The sequence below is a fragment of the Rosenbergiella sp. YN46 genome (assembly GCF_036620675.1).
Taxonomy (GTDB): domain Bacteria; phylum Pseudomonadota; class Gammaproteobacteria; order Enterobacterales; family Enterobacteriaceae; genus Jejubacter.
This window is the reverse complement of record NZ_JAZHEE010000001.1, coordinates 291,852-310,915: the sequence shown is the minus strand read 5'-3', so window position 1 is coordinate 310,915 and position 19,064 is coordinate 291,852. Positions and strand designations below refer to the sequence as shown.

Sequence of the window (19,064 nt, the reverse complement as noted above, 5' to 3'; positions counted from 1 at the left end):
TATCAAGGCAAAAGCGTGATTTTGACGTATCCTGTCGTCAACGTGTTGAATATTAACGCTATATATAAAACTATATAGCGAAAGAGGCAGTTGGCGAAAAGCGAAAATTACCGCTACTATCGCTTCTGTAACGACACAGCATCCTCAATGAGGAACACACTCAAGCCTTTGCCGCCTAAGTCACAAGGATACGGCGCTCAGGCCGTGGCTCCGGGCCACCAGGGTGCAGGAAGAAATGACTGCATCTCCCGATATCTGGAAAGGTGTACATGGTCACTCAACTTACCGACGCGTTTGAGCGTAAATTTTACTATCTGCGCCTCTCAATTACCGATGTCTGCAACTTCCGCTGCACTTACTGCCTGCCGGACGGATATCGCCCCCATGGCGTCACCAATAAGGGCTTTCTGAGCCTCGACGAGATTCGCCGCGTCACCCGCGCTTTTGCCGCGCTGGGCACCGAAAAAGTACGCCTGACCGGCGGGGAGCCGACCCTGCGCCGCGACTTTACCGATATTGTGGCCGCCGTCGCGGAAAATCCGGCAGTGCGTCAGATAGCTGTTACCACCAACGGCTATCGCATGGCGCGCGACGTCTGCGCCTGGCGCGATGCGGGACTGACCGCCATCAACGTCAGCCTGGACAGCCTGGACGCCCGTCAGTTTCACGCCATTACCGGCCAGGATAAGTTCGACCAGGTGATGGCCGGTATCGATGCCGCCTTCGACGCGGGCTTCGAGCGGGTGAAGGTCAACACCGTACTGATGCGCGACGTTAATCATCATCAGCTCGACACCTTCCTGGACTGGATTCAGTCGCGGCCGATCCAACTGCGCTTTATTGAACTGATGGAAACCGGCGAAGGGGGGGAGCTGTTCCGCAAGCACCATATCTCCGGCTCGGTGCTGCGCGACGAACTGTTAAGACGCGGCTGGATCCATCAGATTCGCAGCCGCAGCGATGGCCCGGCCCAGGTCTTCTGCCACCCTGACTACGCCGGACAGATCGGCCTGATCATGCCCTACGAGAAGGACTTTTGCGCCAGCTGCAACCGGCTGCGCGTGTCATCCATCGGAAATCTGCATCTGTGCCTGTTCGGCGATGGCGGCATTGCGCTGCGCGATCTGCTGGCCGACGACCGCCATCAGGACGAGCTGCGCTCGCGTATCGAACGCGCGCTGGCCCATAAAAAGCAGACCCATTTCCTGCATGACGGTCATACCGGCATAACGAATAATCTTTCATATATCGGCGGCTGAACCGCGGGCAGTGTCGTACCGAACAGCCGGAGCCTGACGGGGCGGGCGTACAGCTCCGTAATTAAGGAGAATAAAAATGAGTAAGGTAAGCGCAGAGTTTATTGCGGCGCGCATCGCCGTATTAACCATTTCCAGCCGACGCGGCGAAGATGATGATACCTCCGGCCACTATCTGCGCGATGCGGCCCTGGAGGCCGGCCATCAGGTGGTGGCGAAAGCCATCGTTAAAGAGAACCGCTACGCCATTCGCGCTCAGGTGTCCGCCTGGATTGCCGACGAAAACATTCAGGTCGTGCTGATTAACGGCGGAACCGGTTTTACCGACGGCGATCAGGCGCCGGAAGCGCTGCTGCCGCTGTTCGACCGTGAAGTGACCGGGTTTGGCGAACTGTTCCGGATGCTCTCTTTTGAAGAGATCGGCACCGCGACGCTGCAGTCGCGCGCCATTGCCGGTATCGCCAACCGGACGCTTCTCTTCGCAATGCCGGGTTCGACCAGGGCCTGCCGCACCGCCTGGGAAAAAATTATCGCGGCCCAGCTTGATGCCCGTAACCGCCCCTGTAATTTCCATCCGCACCTTAAGAGCTAACGATGTCGCAACTGACCCATATTAATCAGTCCGGCGAAGCGCATATGGTGGACGTCTCCGCAAAGGCGGAAACCACCCGTGAAGCGCGCGCCGAAGCCTTTGTCACCATGCGCCCGGAAACCCTGGCGATGATAGTCGACGGACAGCACCATAAAGGCGACGTGTTCGCTACCGCGCGTATCGCCGGGATCCAGGCCGCCAAGCGTACCTGGGAGCTGATTCCGCTGTGCCACCCGCTGCTGCTGAGCAAAGTGGAAGTGGCTCTCTGCGCCGAACCGGAACATAACCGGGTACGTATCGAAGCCCTGTGTCGCCTGAGCGGCAAAACCGGCGTAGAGATGGAGGCTCTGACCGCCGCGTCGGTGGCGGCGCTGACCATCTACGATATGTGTAAAGCGGTGCAGAAAGATATGGTTATTGGCCCGGTGCGCCTGCTGGCCAAAAGCGGCGGAAAATCCGGTGATTTTAGGGTGGAACAACATGATTAACGTACTCTTTTTTGCCCAGGTGCGCGAACTGGTGAACTGCGACAGCCTGAATCTGGAGGGGGAGTTCGCCGATGTGGAATCCCTGCGTCGTGTCCTTGTCGAACGCGGCGACCGCTGGGCGCTGGCGCTGGAATCCGGCAAGCTGCTCTGCGCGGTTAACCAGACTCTGGTGCCTGTTACCCATCCGCTGCGCGACGGCGATGAAGTCGCCTTCTTTCCGCCGGTGACAGGGGGTTAAGGCGATGCAGAATACCCGAATTCGCGTGGGCCGCGACGGCTTCAACGTTGGCGAAGAGTATCAGTGGCTGGCGGGCTGCGACACCGATGGCGCCGTCGTGACCTTTACCGGCAAGGTGCGTAACCATAACCTGGGCGACAGCGTCAGCGCGCTGACCCTGGAGCATTACCCCGGAATGACCGAAAAGGCGCTGGCGGAGATCGTGGTTGAAGCGCGCGAACGCTGGCCGCTGCAGCGGGTGACGGTGATTCACCGCATCGGCGAACTGTGGCCCGGCGACGAGATAGTCTTTGTCGGCGTGACCGGCGCTCATCGCAGCCAGGCCTTTGAGGCCGCTGAATTTATTATGGATTACCTGAAAACCCGGGCGCCGTTCTGGAAACGGGAAGCCACGCCGGAAGGGGAGCGTTGGGTCGAAGCCAAAGGCAGCGACCAGCAGGCCGCCGAACGTTGGTGATCCTCTGCCTGGCGGATGTGTTAATCTTAAGATCCCAAGGGTAATTTTATAGAGTGAGGAACCATCATGGATCGATATCCACGTTCTGATTCGACCATCGTTCAACAGGGCAGCCGCCTGCAAACCTATATGGCGCAGGTCTATGGCTGGATGACCTGTGGCCTGCTGCTGACCGGCTTTGTCGCCTGGTATGCCGCTAATACGCCGGAACTGATGATGTATATCTTTTCCGGCAAGTTTATCTTCTTCGGGCTGATTATCGCTCAGCTGGCGCTGGTGTTTGTGCTTTCCGGGCTGGTGCATAAGCTCAGTCCCGGCGTCGCTACCGCTCTGTTTATGCTCTATTCGGCGCTTACCGGGCTGACCTTCTCCAGCATCTTCCTGGTCTACACTTATTCGTCCATCGCCAGTACCTTTATGGTGACCGGCGGTATGTTCGGCGCCATGAGCCTCTACGGTTACACCACCCAGCGCGATCTGAGCAAAATGGGCAGCCTGCTGTTTATGGGGCTGATTGGCCTGATTCTGGCGTCGCTGGTGAATCTGTGGCTTAAAAGCACGCCGCTGATGTGGGCCATTACCTATATCGGGGTGCTGATCTTCGTGGGGCTGACGGCCTATGATACCCAGAAGCTGAAGAACCTTGGCGAGCAGATCGATACCCGGGATAAGGCCCAGATGCGCAGATACTCCATTCTGGGGGCGCTGACCCTCTATCTGGACTTTATCAACCTGTTCCTGATGCTGCTGCGTATTTTCGGCAACCGTCGCTAACCGCGTATCATCGCGCCGGGCTTTGAGGTCTGGCGCGACTTTCCATCCACAGGTAGCCCAGGGTCGCCAGCAGCAGTGGAATAAAGAAGTAGAGCAGCCGGTATGTAAGCAGGGCGGCGAGCAGCGTGCCCTGATTCACGTGGCTGCCCGCCAGCAGTGCGATAAATACCCCCTCCAGTACGCCGATTCCCGCCGGAATATGCACGATCACCCCGGCGATACTGCTGACCAGCAACACCCCCAATACCAGCAGATAAGCCGGCTGAGTGCCCATCAGCACCCAGATAATCGCCGCCATGGTCAGCCAGTTAGCGCCGGACAGGAACAACTGAACCAGCGCAAACTTGCCGTCAGGCAGCACCAGCGTGATACCGCGCAGGGTAAAGCGGCGCCTTCGCAGGCGGACGCAGCACCACAGCCATCCCGCCACCAGCGCCAGCAGCAGCCCCCCCAGCCACTGGAGGGTACGCGGCGCGATATACCAGTGTTCCGGCAGGGGAACCGCCTTCAGGCTGAACAGCACGCCTCCCAGCAGCAGGTAGCCGAGCCAGTTGGTGGTCAGGCTGAGTGAAAAAATGCGGGTGATGGTAGCGCCGGACAGTCCCTGACGGGAATAGAGGCGATAGCGCATGGCGATGCCGCCGACCCAGGTGCTCAGCGTCAGATTAAAGGCGTAGCAGGTAGCCGCGATCGCCACCACCTTGCCTGCCCCCAGATGGTGTCCGCACCAGGCCCGGGCCAGCAGATCGTAGCCGCCGTACAGCAGATAGCTGAACGCTGCCAGCCCTGCGGCGGCCAGCAGCGACGAAGCAGGCAGCCTGAGAAATGCCTGCCACACTTCCGGCCAGTGAACCTGACGCGCCCACAAGACAAGCAGCGTCAGCACCCCCAGTACAAACAGCCAGTTCAGCAGACGGGTAACGCGCCGCCAGCGGGGATGAGCGGCGGCCATCAGGGTTTTACTTCCGGTCTGTCATTCTGAGCCGAAGATTTGCCGCTGCGGCGCGTTACCCGCATCACCCGCGGTAGGTGAGCCGGCAGCCAGCCCACCATAGCGGGGAAGTGGCGCAGGAAGTGAAAGGCCAGCACGCTGAAGGTCAGGTTCCACCAGTTTCGGCGCGGCAGCATATTCTCATCCACTCGCTTGCTCTGGTGTTCGATCAGGGCGTCCAGATTATCGCGCAGCCTCCGATTAAAATTGCTGTCGTGGATAACCAGGTTGGCCTCCAGGTTAAGCGAAAGGCTGAGCGGATCCAAATTACTGGAGCCGACGGTGGCCCAGCGTTGGTCCATCACGGCCACTTTGCCGTGCAGGGCCCGGGTCTGATATTCGAAGATTTGTACCCCAGCCTTGAGCAGGTAGCGATACAGCAGGCGCGACCCCACCTGGACGATGGGCATATCGGGCTGCCCCTGAACCAGCAGTCGCACCTGCACGCCGCGCCGGGCCGCGTTACGCATCGCATGCAGCAGGCGGTAGCCCGGGAAAAAGTAAGCGTTGGCGATGGTGACGTCGCGGCGGGCGGCGGCCAGCATTTTCAGGTAGTAGCGTTCGATATCGTCGCGATGCTGGCCGTTATCGCGCCAGATAAACAGCGCCTGCGCCTCGCCGGCATGAGGCTCGTGCGAAGGGCCGTGGCCATGCCAGCCGTAAAAGGGGCGTTCTGGCTCCGGCAGGGCGCTTTCCACATAGCTACGGATGTCCTCCACCACCGGGCCGGTGACCATAACGGCATAGTCCTGTTTGGCGTCAGTGCCGTAGCTGGCCATATGCTCGTCGCTGAAGTTAATTCCACCGACAAAGGCTATCTGTTCATCCACGACCACGGTTTTGCGGTGCATGCGGCGGAACATATTGGTTCGCATACCGAACAGCCTGGGGCGCGGATCGTAATAGCGAATGATGACGCCAGCGGTCACCAGGTCGTCGATAAAGTGTGCGGAAAGTTCCGGCGTACCGTAGCCATCCAGCAGGCATTCGACCCGAACGCCGCGTCTGGCGGCTTCCAGCAGGGCGTGGCGTAGCCGCCAGCCTACGCTGTCCTCGAACCAGATAAAGGTTTCCAGCAGCACCTGAGTGCGGGCGGCGGCGATGGCGTCGAACACCGCCGGAAAGAACGCTTCGCCGTTTTCCAGCAACTGAATGCGGTTTCCCTGGCGCCAGCGGTTTCTCACAGGTGAATCTCCACGGCCAGCGGTGCGTGATCGGAAAGATGACGCCAGTCGCGCAGCGTCAGCGCCCAGGGGGCGCTGGCGGCAGCGTATTTCACATAGATGCGATCCAGACGCAGCAGCGGGAAGCGCACCGGAAAGGTGCGCGCCGGGCGCCCTCTGGCGCGGGTAAAGACCTCGTCCAGCCCGGCCAGCTCCCGCAGCGGCCGGTTCGCTTTCTGGCGCCAGTCGTTAAAGTCCCCGGCCACCACCACCGGCTGTTCGGCGGGCAGGTCGTTAACCAGGCTCGCCAGCTGCCGCAGCTGAATGGCGCGATGGCTGTCGTGCAGTCCCAGGTGCACGCAGATAATATGGATATGCTGGCCGCTTTCCGGTAGCAGAATGCGGCAGCGCAGCAGGCCGCGCTTTTCGTGGCCGGGAATGGAGACATCGTGATTTTCAAACTGCTCGATAGGGAAACGGGAGAGAATGGCGTTGCCGTGGTGTCCCTCAGGATAGACGGCGTTGCGACCGTAGGCGTAGTCGCGCCACATGGTATCAGCCAGGAATTCATAGTGGGGCGCGTCCGGCCAGCCCGCCACCCTTAAGGCGTGGATCTCATGCTCCCCCAGCACTTCCTGCAGACAGACGATATCCGCCGAAACGCTGCGCACCGCTTCGCGCAGCTCCGGCAGGATAAAGCGCCGGTTCAGGGCGGTGAACCCTTTGTGGGTGTTGATGGTCAGCACCCGCAGCGAAAAATGCGCCGTGTTATCGGTCATGAGCCTCCCACAAATGCCTCTCCGTAGACGATAAAGTGTAGTCTTTGTCACAAAAAGTTGGCGGGATACGGAATTTTCCTTAAAGTACTGTACTCTGAAAGAACAGAAAAAAAGACTAAATGGAGACGAGCCATGAAGTGGCAACAACGTATTCGTGTGGCAACTGGCCTAAGTTGCCTGCAGATTATGCTGCATTTACTGGTAGTGGCCTTACTGGTGATGGGCTGGTTGAGCAATACGATGGTGCGCGTTGGGCTGGGGCTCTGCACGCTGTACGCGGTCACGCTGATGCTGATGCTGGTGTTCCAGCGCCACGCGGAAGGCTGGCGCCGGGAGTTTGCTGATTTGCTGGAAGAGCTGACCACCGCCTGGTACTTCGGGGCGGCGCTGATCGCCATCTGGCTGCTTTCCCGGGTAGTGCATAACAATTTGCTGCTGGCGATTGCCGGACTGGCGCTGCTGGCCGGGCCGGCGCTGGTTTCGCTACTGATTAAAGACCGTCGTCGCTCAGGCGATCTTCCGCCGAAACATAGCGTACGCCGCTAATCCCGTTGTGGCCGCTATCACCAGCAGCGGCCATAAACTCTGCCAGATAATGTGAAAGCTGGCGTCCTTCAGATAGATCTGTTTGGTGATGTCGGTAAAGTGACGGATGGGGTTTATCCAGGTCAGGTTTTGCAGCCAGACCGGCATATTCTCGACCGGAGAGACGTACCCCGACAGTAGAATCGCTGGCATCATAAAGACAAATACCCCGATAAACGCCTGCTGCTGAGTGGCGCACAGCGACGAAATTAGCAGCCCGAATCCCACCAGCGACAGTCCGTACACCACCATGGTGAAGTAGAACAGCAGTAGCGAACCGGCGAAGGGGATCTGATAGATAAGAATCCCGGCCAGCAGAACGATGGTGGCCTGGAAGATGGCGACGATAAGCGCCGGAATGGCTTTACCGGCAAAAATCTGCCAGGTGGTGAGCGGCGAGACCAGAAGCTGATCGAGGGTGCCCTGTTCGCGTTCGCGCGCCACGGAAAGCGAGGTGACTATCATAATCCCGACGGTGGTGATCATCGCCACCAGCGACGGTACCACGAACCAGTCATAGTCCAGATTGGGGTTGTACCAGTTGCGCACCACCAGCTCGCTGTTGCCGCTACGCGCCTGCCCCCGGGTCAGCTCCTTCTGGTAATCCATCACTATCTGTTGCAGATAGCGGGCCGCTATCTGCGCGCTGTTGGAGTTGCGTCCGTCGAGAATCAACTGAAGCTGAGTGGGACTGCTCTGGTCAAGATTCCGGGAAAAGCTCGCCGGAAAGCGAGCCACCAGCAGCGCCTTCTGGGTATCGATGGTCGGCTGGATTTCGTTGGGGCCGTGCAGGCGCAGCACGTGGCTGAAGGCGTTGGCCTGAGCAAAACGCTGGGTCAGTTCTACCGAGTGTTTCCCGCTGTCTTCGCTGTAGATGGCGATGGTGGCGTTGGTCACCTCCAGGGTCGCCGCCAGCGGGAACAGCACCACCTGGATAATCACCGGCAGCACCAGAATGGCGCGGGTCTGTGGCTCCCGCAGCAGCGCCTGGAGCTCTTTACGAATCAGTGTCCATAAGCGATGTAGCATCAGAGGCTTCCTTAATCGAGACGGCGTTTGGTGTTAAGCCAGGTCAGACCGATAAACATCACCGCCGAGCCAATCAAAAACAGCACGTTTATCAGCAGCACAATGGGGATATTGCCCGCCAGAAAAAGGCTTTGCAGGGTGCTGACGAAGTAACGCGCCGGGATTACCCAGGTCACCGCCCGGATGGCGGCAGGCATACTGTCTATCTGGAAAATAAAGCCGGATAGCATTACCGATGGCAGAAACGCGGCGTTCAGCGCCACCTGGGCGGCGTTAAACTGGTTGCGGGTCAGGGTGGAGATTAACAGCCCCATGCCGAGGGTGCTCAGTAAAAACAGGCTGGTAATGATAAACAGCAGCAGCAGAGAACCGCGGTACGGCACCCCCAACACAAAAACCGTCATCAGCATACAGATAAGCATCGCCAGCATGCCCAGAAAATAGTAGGGAATAAGCTTGCACAGCAGCAGCTCGGTGCGGGTTACCTCGGTGGAGAGCAGCGCCTCCATGGTGCCGCGCTCCCACTCGCGGGCCACCACCAGTGAGGTCAGAATGGCGCCGATCACCGTCATGATAATGGTGATGGCGCCGGGGATTATAAAGTGGCGGCTGATGGCGGCCGGATTAAACCAGTAGCGGCTCTGCACGTCGATCAGCGGCTGTAGACTTTCACCCCGGGCCAGCGCGCGCTGCTGCTGCCAGACCTGCCAGCTTCCCTGGACGTAGCCCTGCACGAAGTTGGCGGTATTGGGTTCGCTGCCGTCGGTTATTACCTGAATCGGTGCGCTGTCGCCGGGGCTTGCCTGGCGCTCGGCGAAATTCACCGGCAATACCACCAGCCCGCGAATCCGTCCGCCCTGCATCATTTCGATCAACTGCTGGCGATTATTGCTGACGGTCGCATCGATAAAGGGAGAGGCGCTCAGGGTACGGGTAAAGTCCACCGCCTCTTCGCTGCGCTGTTCCAGCAGAACCCCGACCCGTAACTGGCTGGAATCCAGGTTAATGCCGTAGCCGAAGATAAACAGCAGCAGCAGGGGAATGACCACCGCAATCAGCCAGCTACTGGGATCGCGCAGAATCTGGCGGGTCTCTTTCAGACACAGGGCGCGCACCCGACGCCCCGAGAAACGTTGATTATTGGCCATGGCTGTACTCCTTGTCCCACTGGTGAATCAGGGCGATAAAGGCCTGCTCCATGGTGGGATCCGGATGTTCGGCGTCTGCGGCCTGTTGTTTCAGGTCGTCCGGCGTACCGCTGGCGATGATTTTGCCGTGGTACACCAGCCCGATACGGTCGCAATATTCCGCCTCGTCCATAAAGTGGGTGGTCACCATAACGGTCACGCCGCGCTCTACCATGCTGTTGATATGCAACCAGAATTCGCGGCGGGTGAGGGGGTCGACGCCGGAGGTGGGTTCGTCAAGGAACAGAATATCCGGCTCGTGCATCAGCGAGCAGGCCAGCGCCAGGCGCTGCTTAAAGCCCAGCGGCAGAGAATCGGTGCTCTGGCGGGCGATGGGCGTCAGGTTAAAAGCCGTGCTCATCCGCTCAATGCGCTCTTGCTGGCGTTTCCCCTTCAGGCCGTAGATACCGGAGAAAAAGCGCAGGTTCTGATTAACCGTCAGGTTGCCGTACAGCGAAAACTTCTGGGCCATATAACCCAGGTGCTGGCGCGCCTGGCCGGAATTGGTCTTCAGATCCATATCCAGCACCAGCGCCTGACCCGAGGTGGGCGTCAGCAGGCCGCACATCATCTTGAAGGTGGTGGATTTACCCGCGCCGTTGGGGCCGAGCAGCCCGAATATCTCGCCGCGGGTCACTTTGAAGTCGACACTATCGGTGGCCGCGAAGTCGCCGAATTTTTTGGTCAGCTGGCGCGCTTCGATCACCGTTTCGCCTGGCTTGCCTTCCACATCGTGCAGAATGGCGCCCAGCGGCGATTCGACGGCGCTGGTGCCGCCCAGTAAATCGATAAAGGCATCCTCAAAGCGCGGCGCCGTCTCTTCGATGCGTTCGGGCGGCAGCGCCAGCGCCCGGCTCAGGTGGTCGATCTGAGCCTCTTTTTTCAGAATCACCCGCACCGATTTTCCCTGGATGACGCCGTCGCTGACCGTCGGCTGGCGCAGCGCTTGCTGTAACAGCTGACGGCTGTTGAGACGGGGGCTGGTCATCAGCCAACTGCGTCCGGTCATCTGGCGGGTCAGCGCTTTTGGTTCGCCCTGGTAGAGTATTTCCCCTTCGTTCATCAACAGGATAGTGCGGCACTGCTCGGCTTCGTCCAGATAAGAGGTGCTCCACAGAATCAGCATGCCTTCGTTTGATAGCGTGTGCACCATCTGCCACAGCTCGCGGCGCGAGATGGGATCGACGCCGACGCCCGGCTCATCCAGCAGCAGTACCTGAGGCTGACCCACCAGGGTGCAGGCCAGCCCGAGCTTCTGCTTCATTCCACCGGAAAGCTTGCCCGCCAGCCGCCCGGTGAAAGGGGCGAGGGCGGTAAAGGCCAGCAGCTTTTCGAAGGTCTGGCGGCGCTGTTCGCCGGTCACGCTGCGCAGGTCGGCATACAGATTCAGGTTTTCCTGGACCGTTAAATCTTCATAAAGACCGAACTTCTGGGGCATATAGCCCAACAGCGAGTGAAGCTCGCCGGAATCCTGGATGGGATCGAGTTCGGCCACCCGGACTTCGCCCTCGCTGGGGCGCAGCAGGCCCGCCAGCATGCGCATCAGCGTGGTTTTACCGGCGCCGTCCGGCCCTGCCAGGCCAATAACGCCGCCAGCGTTAAGCGTTACCGTCAGGCTGGCGACCGCCGGTTTTTCCATATCGGGGAAGCGTTTGACCACCCCGCGTAGTTCAATGGCGCGTTCAGCGTGGCTCATCGCTGCTTGCCTTCGCGTCGCTAAAGCGCAGGGTAACCGGCATTCCCTGGCGCAGGGTATCGTCCGGGTCGGTTACGATAATGCGCAGGCGATAGACCAGGTCGGTACGCAGATCCGGCGTTTCGACGCTTTTAGGCGTGAATTCGGCGGTCGGCGAGACAAAGCCTATCTTCCCGTGCCAGGGAGTGTTCGGGCGGCCATCCGTGTAAATCAGTACCTCACGACCCGGCCGGGCCTGGTTAAGGTTTGGCTCATCGATATAAGCGCGGATCCAGACCGGGCGGGTCAGCGACAGCGTCAGAACGTTGCTGCCGGCGCTGAGCATGGTGCCTGGCTCTATGGAGCGGGTCAGCAGGGTGCCGTCGGAAGGGGCGATAAGCGTGGCGTCCTGAAGATCCAGTTGCGCCTGGGCCAGTGCGGCCTGGGCCTGTTCCAGACTGGCTTTGGCCTCGGCGATTTCCTGCGGTCGGTTCCCGGTCTGGTACTGGGCCAGCTTATCGCGGGCCGCTTTCAGGTTGGCCGCGGCCTGATCGCGCGATGAACGGGCGTTGGACAACGCGTCGGCGGAGACGGAGCGACTGTTCCACAGCCCAAGCTGACGCTGATAAAACTTGTCCGCATATTCCCAGGAGGCGCGCGCCTGACGTTCGGCGGCGGCGGCCTGAGCTATCTCTTCGCTGCGGTAGCCGGCCATCATCAGAGAGTATTTGGCCTGGGCGGCGGCGACGTTGGCCTGTGATTGTCGCAGGGCGTTATCCAGAGGCGCTTTATCCAGTTCGCCCAGCACGTCGCCGCGCTTAATGGTATCCCCTTCATCCACGTTAAGGGTCGCCAGACGCCCTCCAACCCGGAAGCTGATATTCACCGTGCGGATATCCACGTTGCCATATAGCGTCAGGGGCTGGTTATGCTGGCTGCGATACCACCACCAGCCGCCGAGGGTGGCGGCCAGCAGCGCCACAACGATCAGCGCCGCCACAACAGACTTGCTACTTTTCATTTTCGTCGGCTCCTCGCTGGACGGAAAGTCCCTGTAGAATGAGATCGATATGTTGGGTTACCACCCAAATAATTTGCTGAACCCCCGCCGCATCGAAGTGCTGCCAACCGGCGCGCAGCAGTATGGTTTCGCGCCCTAACCGGAAGGCGAGTATCTCCCCCAGCAGGGCATGGGTATGGAGAATGGTTTCGGTATCTCCGGGGTCGCGCCCGCAGTAGCGGGCGATCAAACGGGTAAGAAGTTCATGCATCGGCGCGGTCACCCGTTGGTGAATTAACTGATAAGCCTCGGTTGGGGCCAACTGCTCGCGGGAGATAAACTTGCTGATATTCAGCGTTTCATCGGCGGTGAGCAGGGTGATAAGGTGACGGCTGGCTTCAACGATAAGCTGGCGCACGGCTTGTCGTTCAGCACCGCTTTTCAGCAGCTTTTCGGCGGTGGCGGCATGCTGCTGGAAGTTATTCTCTATAAAATCGGCAATCCAGTGCGCGCAGGCCAGATAAAGCGCCTCTTTTGATCCGAAGTAATAGGTAATGGCGGCGATATTCTGCTGCGCCTGGGCAGCGATATCGCGGGTGGTGGCATGCAGGCCGTATTCGCCAAACTGGGCGATGGCGGCGTGGATGAGTTGCTGTCTGGCCTGCTCCCCTCTGGCGGTAGGGGGTGTGGTTCGGTTGCTCATCAGGCAGGAGTTCCTGAAAAGTTAATCAATCGATTGATTAAGAGTAAGCAGGTTTTGCCATTGTGTCCAGAAACGTCAATTGGTTCTGCTAATGTTTCCGCCTGTGGAGAATTTATGCGCCAGGTCGCAAAAACTGATACACTCCGCCCCCTGTAACGGCACTGTGGTTTGTGCCTTTGAGTAACCGGCCGGTTCCCGGCTTGCACACTCCCCCTGGAAACGACACCGGTTGCCCGGTCAGGGCGGGTCTGGAGTAGTTATGTCTTTTGATTCTCTTGGGCTGAGCCCCGATATTCTGCGCGCCGTTGCCGAACAGGGCTATCGCGAACCCACCCCTATCCAGCGCCAGGCGATCCCCGTGGTGCTCAGCGGTCGCGATCTGATGGCCAGCGCCCAGACGGGCACCGGTAAAACCGCCGGCTTTACGCTGCCGCTGCTGGAGCTGTTGACGCAGCGCGAGCCGCACAGCAAAGGGCGCCGTCCGGTGCGCGCCCTGATTCTGACCCCAACCCGCGAACTGGCCGCGCAGATCGGCGAAAACGTGCGCGACTACAGCAAATACCTGAATATCCGTTCGCTGGTGGTGTTTGGCGGCGTGAGCATCAACCCGCAGATGATGAAGCTGCGCGGCGGGGTTGACGTACTGGTGGCGACGCCGGGCCGTTTGCTCGATCTGGAACATCAGAACGCGGTGAAGCTGGATCAGGTGGAAATTCTGGTACTGGACGAAGCCGACCGCATGCTGGATATGGGCTTTATCCACGATATCCGTCGGGTGCTGGCAAAACTGCCGCCGCGCCGCCAGAATCTGCTGTTTTCCGCGACTTTTTCTGACGAGATCAAGGGGCTGGCGGAAAAACTGCTGCATAACCCGGAAGAGGTGGAAGTGGCGCGCCGTAATACTGCCTCGGAGCAGGTGACCCAGCACGTTCACTTTGTGGATAAAAAGCGCAAGCGTGAACTGCTGTCGCTGCTGATTGGCAAGGGCGACTGGCGCCAGGTGCTGGTCTTTACCCGCACCAAGCACGGCGCCAACCATCTGGCGGAACAGCTGAATAAAGACGGCATCACCGCTGCCGCCATTCACGGCAATAAGAGCCAGGGCGCGCGTACCCGGGCGCTGGCCAACTTTAAGTCGGGCGATATTCGGGTGCTGGTGGCGACCGATATCGCCGCACGCGGTCTGGATATTGAAGAGCTGCCGCACGTGGTCAACTATGAGCTGCCCAACGTGCCGGAAGATTACGTGCACCGTATTGGCCGTACCGGTCGTGCCGCCGCCACCGGTGAAGCGCTGTCGCTGGTCTGCGTGGATGAGCATAAACTGCTGCGCGATATTGAACGCCTGCTGAAGCGCGAAATTCCGCGTATCGCCGAGCCGGGTTTCGAGCCGGACCCCTCTATTAAGGCAGAGCCGATTCAGAATGGGCGTCAGGGGCGTGGTAACGGAGGTGGCCGCGGCAATGGCGGTGGTCGGGGAAATGCTGGCGGTGGGCGCGGGCAGGGTCAGCCGCGTAAGCGCGCCGAAAGCGGCCAGGCGCCTAAGCCTGCCGGTGAAGGTTCCGGTCGCCGACGTCGTCGCGGTGGTCAGGGCGGCGGCGAAGGTAACCGCTAAGGTCTTTCTGTACCCCATGCCTTAAACATGGGAGAATAGTGGCGGTTTTTCGCAGTAAAACGGTTCTCCCATGGCATTGTCCGCGGCGCATAAGGCGCAAATCAGCGCCTGGTACAAGGCGCTTTCTCAGCAAATTCCGGACTTTATTCCCCGCGCTCCTCAGCGTCAGATGATCGCCGAAGTGGCGAAAACCCTGGCGGATGAAGAGGGGCGCCATCTCGCCATTGAAGCGCCGACCGGCGTCGGCAAGACGCTCTCCTACCTGATTCCCGGCATCGCGCTGGCCCGCGCCGAGCAGAAAACCCTGGTGATCAGCACCGCCAATGTGGCGCTGCAGGATCAGATCTTCAGTAAAGACCTGCCTTTGCTTGCCAAAATCATCCCCGGTTTAAAGTTTACCGCCGCCTTCGGGCGCGGGCGCTACGTTTGTCCGCGCAATCTTGCCATGCTGGCCAGTGATGAACCGCAGCAGCAGGGCGATTTGCTGGCGATGCTTGACGACGCCCTGACCGCCACCAGCAAGGAAGAGCGCAAGCTGTGTGTCGATCTGAAGCAAACCCTGGACAGCTACAGCTGGGACGGGGTGCGCGATCACAGTAAGAAAAACATTGCCGATGACCTGTGGCGGCGGCTGAGTACCGACAAAGTCGGCTGTCTGGGCACTAACTGTCAGTGGTATCGCGAATGCCCGTTTTTCGTGGCGCGCCGCGAGATAGCCGAAGCGGAAGTGGTGGTGGCCAATCACGCTCTGGTGATGGCGGCGCTGGAAAATGAAAGCGTGCTGCCGCCGGCGAAACATCTGCTGCTGGTGCTGGACGAAGGGCACCATCTGCCGGATGTGGCGCGCGATGCCCTGGAAACCAGTGCTGAAATCACCCCCGGCTGGCTGAGGCTGCAACTGGATCTGTTCAGCAAGCTTATCGCCACCAGTCTTGAACAGTTCCGCCCGAAAAGCGTTCCGCCGCTTGCGACTCCGGAACGCCTTAGCAACCACTGTGAAGAGCTGGACGAGCTGGCTATCACGCTTGCGGGGATCTTCAGTCTGTATCTGCCGGGAGAAAGCGAAGGTATATATCGGTTCGCCATGGGCGAACTGCCGGAAGAGGTGCTGCCGATGGTGCAGCGTATGGCGAAGCTTTCCGACGCGCTGCGCGGTCTGGCGGAAGCCTTCCTGAATGACCTGAGCGAACGTACCGGCCAACACGATATCGTGCGCCTGCATCGGCTGCTTTTGCAGATGAACCGCGCGCTGGGGCACTTTGAGGCCCAGAGTAAACTGTGGAAACTGGCGGCCATGGCTAACAGTTCGAACGCGCCGGTGTGCAAGTGGATAGCCCGGGAAGTGCGCGACGGGCAGCCGAAGCTGCTGCTGCACTGCGCGGCGATTCGGGTCAGCGATCAGCTGGAAAAGCTGCTGTGGCGCAGCGTGCCCCACGTGGTGGTGACCTCGGCGACCCTGCGTTCGCTGAACAGCTTCTCGCGACTTCAGGAGCTGAGCGGCCTTAAAGAAAAGGCCGGGGATCGATTTGTGGCGCTGGATTCCCCGTTCGATCACGCGCATCAGGGGCGACTGGTGATTCCGAGGATGCGCTACGCGCCGCTGATGGAACATGAACGGCTACATATCGCCGAGATGGCGGGCTTCTTTCGCGCTGAACTGGAAAAGGGCGAACACCGGGGGATGCTGGTACTGTTTGCAAGCTTAAGGGCCATGACCACTTTTCTGGAGTGCGTTCCCGATCTGCGTCTGCAACTGCTGGTACAGGGCGATCTGCCACGCTATCGGCTGGTGGAACTGCATCGTCAGCGGGTCGCGGAAGGCCAGACCAGCGTGCTGGTGGGGCTGCAATCGTTTGCCGAGGGGCTGGATTTAAAAGGCGAGCTGCTAAGCCAGGTGCACATTCATAAGATAGCCTTCCCGCCGGTGGACAGCCCGGTGGTGGAGACCGAAGGCGAATGGCTGAAGGCGCATAACCGCTATCCGTTCGAGGTGCAGAGCCTGCCCAGCGCCTCTTTTAATCTGATCCAGCAGGTTGGCCGGCTGATTCGCAGCCATGACTGCTGGGGTGACGTGGTCATTTACGATAAGCGCCTGCTGACCAAAAGTTACGGCCAGCGGCTGCTGGCGGCGTTACCGGTTTTTCCGGTGCTTCAGCCGCCCGCGCCGGAGCCAGACAGTAAGCTGCTGGAAAAACCGACAACTACCGGGGCCGGAGGGCGAAAGCGTCGCTCAGGGCGAAGCGGACGGGTTACACTTAATGGCATGACCCGAAAGAGGAGATAGTTGGTGGATTACCGCAAAATGATTAAAGAGATTGGGCGCGGTAAGAATCACGCCCGGGATCTCGACTTTGACAGCGCGCGCGGACTCTACAGCCATATGCTGGATGGCAAGGTGCCGGATCTGGAGTTGGGCGGCATACTGATGGCGCTGCGAATTAAAGGCGAAGGCGAGGCGGAACTGCGCGGCTTTTACGATGCGGTGCGCCAGCGAACCCTGACGCTGACCCCGCCTGCGGGAAAACCGATGCCGGTAGTGATTCCAACCTATAACGGCGCCCGGCGTCAGGCGAACCTGACGCCGCTGCTGGCGCTGTTACTGAGCCGGATGGGGTTTCCGGTGGTGGTGCATGGCGTCAGCGAAGATCCGACCCGGGTTATCTCGGCCACTATCTTTGCGCTGCTGGGTATGGCGCCGACGCTGCATGGCGGTCAGGCCCAGGCGAAGCTGGAATCCGGCGAACCCTTGTTTATGCCGGTGGATGCCCTGTGCCCGCCGCTGGCCCGGCAGCTCCAGCTACGCTGGCGGCTGGGGGTGCGCAGCAGCGCTCATACTCTGGCGAAGCTCATCTCGCCGTTCGGTGAAGATCACGCCTTGCGTTTGTCCAGCGTTTCGCATCCGGAATATGTTTCCCGGGTGGCGCAGTTCTTTAACCAGACCGGCGGTCGGGCGCTGCTGATGCACGGTACTGAAGGCGAAGTGTACGCGAATCCGCTGCGCTGCCCGCAAATCAGTCTGGTGGCGAATCAGCGGGTACAGGTGCTGTGCGAACGTCAGGATGAGGCGGTTAGCCAGCCGATCGCGCTGCCGGGCGATAAAGATGCGGAAATTACCGCCCGCTGGATCCAGCGCTGCGTGGCGGGCGAAGAGCCGGTACCAGCCTCGATTAAGCAGCAGCTGGCCTGCTGTCTGGTAGCCAGCGGCGAGCAGCCTGATATGACTGCGGCGCTGGCGCAGGTGAACCGGCTGTTTGGGTGAGAATTGTCCGTAATCTATTCGGTAATTTACCGGGTATGATGATGCGGAGGGCAGGGGAAAGCTCCCTCGTCCTTCAGGGAGAGGGCCAGGGCGAGGGGGACAGACAGCTCCGGCGCCCGGTTTCAGAATAAAAGCGGCGGAATATGATGATACGGCGAGTGTTCCGTTCACTTCAGGCAACTGCTTCTCTGTTAATCCACTGCGGGTGAACGGGCCAGGGAGCTCAGTCGCCGCTCCCCTGGCGACCCGGGCTCCCCGGCGGTAAAAAACGCCGCTGACGCGGGCCCCTTCGCTTATCACGCCGGGCTTTTCGGAACGGGCAAGAGTCGCCATCCATGGCGACCTTGCCCTGTCGCGACATCCTGTCGCTCCTCCGGCCCTGCGTGAACGCTGCGGCGTTTTTTAAGCCGGGTGACAAAACCCTTATCGCTTCAGTCTGTCTTTTCTAAATGACACCAGCAGCACCTTTCGGATGAGTTCAGGCTGAAGATTCAGGGCGGTGACACTCCCCGGCCTGAAAATCGCCGGAGTATTCCCGGCGGCCAGGGTCAGCCCGACAGGACGTCGGGCTGAGGGTGTGCGGCCCAAGGAGGTGCCGTCACGCCCGACCCGTCCGGCTGGCGGGAATACGCAGGGGCCCGCGACAGCGGCGATTTTCACGCCGGAAAGCCAGGTTGTCAGGAGGTGGCGTTTGAGCCTCCTGACCCGTTCACCGGTTCCGCAACCGACATATAAAAATACCCTTAAAGTGAACGGAACCTTCGCCAGCGTGACATATTCTCCCCAGAACACAGCATTGTCGCAGAAATAGCGCAACCGACATGACCACGTACAACACCGCTGCCCCGGCCTGCATCTGAAAGGCAACTGGGCAGAATATGATGATACGGCGGGCTGTTCCGCTCACTTTGCGTCACTGCTTCTCTGTTAATCCACAGCAGGTAGAACGGGCCAGGGGGCTCAGTCGCCGCCTCCCTGGTGACCCGTGCTCCCCGGCGGTAAAAAACGCCCTTCGGGGCCCCTTCGCTTATCACGCCGGGCTTTGCGGAACGGGCAAGAGTCGCCATCCATGGCGGCCTTACCCTGTCGCGACATCCTGTCGCTCCTCCGGCCCTGCGTGAACGCTATGGCGTTTTTTAAGCCGGGGCATAATCCCCCTCATCGATTCAGACGGAGTGCTCAAATACAACCAGCAATATCTTTACGGATAAGTTTGGGCTGAAGATTCAGGGCGGTGACACCCCGGCCTGAAAATCGCCGGAGTATTCCCGGT

General features: G+C 60.0%; 18 protein-coding genes and 1 riboswitch. Of the genes, 10 read left to right on the top strand and 8 right to left on the bottom strand.

The window, feature by feature from the left end:
- Positions 1 to 146 precede the first annotated feature (146 nt).
- Positions 147 to 282, top strand: a riboswitch (molybdenum cofactor riboswitch).
- The 6 genes from moaA (at position 270) to V3W49_RS01425 (ending at position 3,805) form a co-directional block, all read left to right on the top strand.
- Entirely contained in the window at positions 270 to 1,259 is a 990-nt protein-coding gene (gene moaA / locus V3W49_RS01450; RefSeq protein WP_500143198.1) for a GTP 3',8-cyclase MoaA, read from the top strand. Its footprint overlaps the riboswitch before it by 13 nt.
- 76 nt (positions 1,260 to 1,335) lie before the next feature.
- Positions 1,336 to 1,848: a molybdenum cofactor biosynthesis protein B gene (gene moaB / locus V3W49_RS01445; protein ID WP_500143197.1), complete on the top strand. Its 513-nt coding sequence runs from the start codon at positions 1,336 to 1,338 to the stop codon at positions 1,846 to 1,848.
- Between the two features lie 2 nt (positions 1,849 to 1,850).
- On the top strand, positions 1,851 to 2,336 hold the full coding sequence (moaC, locus tag V3W49_RS01440; protein WP_500143196.1) for a cyclic pyranopterin monophosphate synthase MoaC: 486 nt from the start codon (positions 1,851 to 1,853) through the stop codon (positions 2,334 to 2,336).
- Entirely contained in the window at positions 2,329 to 2,574 is a 246-nt protein-coding gene (gene moaD / locus V3W49_RS01435; RefSeq protein WP_500143195.1) for a molybdopterin synthase sulfur carrier subunit, read from the top strand. Before moaC ends, moaD begins: the two co-directional genes overlap by 8 nt.
- Positions 2,575 to 2,578: 4 nt before the next feature.
- Positions 2,579 to 3,031: a molybdopterin synthase catalytic subunit MoaE gene (gene moaE / locus V3W49_RS01430; RefSeq protein WP_500143194.1), complete on the top strand. Its 453-nt coding sequence runs from the start codon at positions 2,579 to 2,581 to the stop codon at positions 3,029 to 3,031.
- A gap of 66 nt (positions 3,032 to 3,097) precedes the next feature.
- Positions 3,098 to 3,805 (top strand): Bax inhibitor-1/YccA family protein, encoded by a 708-nt coding sequence (locus tag V3W49_RS01425; protein WP_500143193.1) that lies wholly within the window; start codon positions 3,098 to 3,100, stop codon positions 3,803 to 3,805.
- A gap of 7 nt (positions 3,806 to 3,812) precedes the next feature.
- Here the strand turns inward: V3W49_RS01425 and V3W49_RS01420 are convergent, their stop codons facing one another.
- From V3W49_RS01420 to V3W49_RS01410, 3 genes are read right to left on the bottom strand one after another with little or no spacing between them, the layout of a single operon-like run.
- On the bottom strand, positions 3,813 to 4,757 hold the full coding sequence (locus V3W49_RS01420) for a lysylphosphatidylglycerol synthase domain-containing protein (protein WP_500143191.1): 945 nt from the start codon (positions 4,755 to 4,757) through the stop codon (positions 3,813 to 3,815).
- On the bottom strand, positions 4,757 to 5,980 hold the full coding sequence (gene clsB / locus V3W49_RS01415; RefSeq protein ID WP_500143189.1) for a cardiolipin synthase ClsB: 1,224 nt from the start codon (positions 5,978 to 5,980) through the stop codon (positions 4,757 to 4,759). Before clsB ends, V3W49_RS01420 begins: the two co-directional genes overlap by 1 nt.
- Entirely contained in the window at positions 5,977 to 6,738 is a 762-nt protein-coding gene (locus tag V3W49_RS01410) for an endonuclease/exonuclease/phosphatase family protein (protein WP_500143187.1), read from the bottom strand. Before V3W49_RS01410 ends, clsB begins: the two co-directional genes overlap by 4 nt.
- 132 nt (positions 6,739 to 6,870) lie before the next feature.
- Here V3W49_RS01410 and V3W49_RS01405 point away from each other — a divergent pair, with 132 nt between their 5' ends.
- A complete protein-coding gene (locus V3W49_RS01405; RefSeq protein WP_500143186.1) occupies positions 6,871 to 7,284 on the top strand; it encodes a YbhQ family protein in 414 nt (137 codons plus the stop codon).
- Here V3W49_RS01405 and V3W49_RS01400 read toward each other — a convergent pair.
- From V3W49_RS01400 to cecR, 5 genes are read right to left on the bottom strand one after another with little or no spacing between them, the layout of a single operon-like run.
- A complete protein-coding gene (locus V3W49_RS01400) occupies positions 7,246 to 8,352 on the bottom strand; it encodes an ABC transporter permease (protein WP_500143184.1) in 1,107 nt (368 codons plus the stop codon). The two genes, V3W49_RS01405 and V3W49_RS01400, sit on opposite strands and share 39 nt — an antisense overlap.
- Before the next feature lie 11 nt (positions 8,353 to 8,363).
- Positions 8,364 to 9,500 (bottom strand): ABC transporter permease, encoded by a 1,137-nt coding sequence (locus tag V3W49_RS01395; RefSeq protein ID WP_500143183.1) that lies wholly within the window; start codon positions 9,498 to 9,500, stop codon positions 8,364 to 8,366.
- The gene (locus tag V3W49_RS01390) at positions 9,490 to 11,235 is read right to left on the bottom strand and encodes an ATP-binding cassette domain-containing protein (protein WP_500143181.1); all 1,746 of its coding nucleotides are present in this window, start codon (positions 11,233 to 11,235) and stop codon (positions 9,490 to 9,492) included. The genes V3W49_RS01395 and V3W49_RS01390 overlap by 11 nt, the downstream gene beginning before the upstream one ends.
- Positions 11,222 to 12,235: a secretion protein HlyD gene (gene hlyD, locus V3W49_RS01385; RefSeq protein WP_500143180.1), complete on the bottom strand. Its 1,014-nt coding sequence runs from the start codon at positions 12,233 to 12,235 to the stop codon at positions 11,222 to 11,224. The genes V3W49_RS01390 and hlyD overlap by 14 nt, the downstream gene beginning before the upstream one ends.
- Complete coding sequence (cecR, locus tag V3W49_RS01380) at positions 12,225 to 12,917, bottom strand: transcriptional regulator CecR (RefSeq protein WP_500143178.1); 693 nt, start codon at positions 12,915 to 12,917, stop codon at positions 12,225 to 12,227. The genes hlyD and cecR overlap by 11 nt, the downstream gene beginning before the upstream one ends.
- 259 nt (positions 12,918 to 13,176) lie before the next feature.
- Between cecR and rhlE the strand changes: the two genes are divergently transcribed.
- From rhlE to ybiB, 3 genes are all read left to right on the top strand, one after another.
- Positions 13,177 to 14,532 carry an ATP-dependent RNA helicase RhlE gene (rhlE, locus tag V3W49_RS01375; protein WP_500143177.1) on the top strand — a complete coding sequence of 452 codons (1,356 nt, stop codon included), beginning with the start codon at positions 13,177 to 13,179 and terminating at the stop codon, positions 14,530 to 14,532.
- 70 nt (positions 14,533 to 14,602) lie between these two features.
- Positions 14,603 to 16,816: an ATP-dependent DNA helicase DinG gene (dinG, locus tag V3W49_RS01370; protein ID WP_500143175.1), complete on the top strand. Its 2,214-nt coding sequence runs from the start codon at positions 14,603 to 14,605 to the stop codon at positions 16,814 to 16,816.
- A 3-nt stretch (positions 16,817 to 16,819) separates the two neighbouring features.
- Positions 16,820 to 17,791, top strand: coding sequence for a DNA-binding protein YbiB (gene ybiB, locus V3W49_RS01365; RefSeq protein ID WP_500143174.1), 972 nt, complete (start codon positions 16,820 to 16,822; stop codon positions 17,789 to 17,791).
- The last annotated feature ends 1,273 nt before the right edge of the window (positions 17,792 to 19,064 follow it).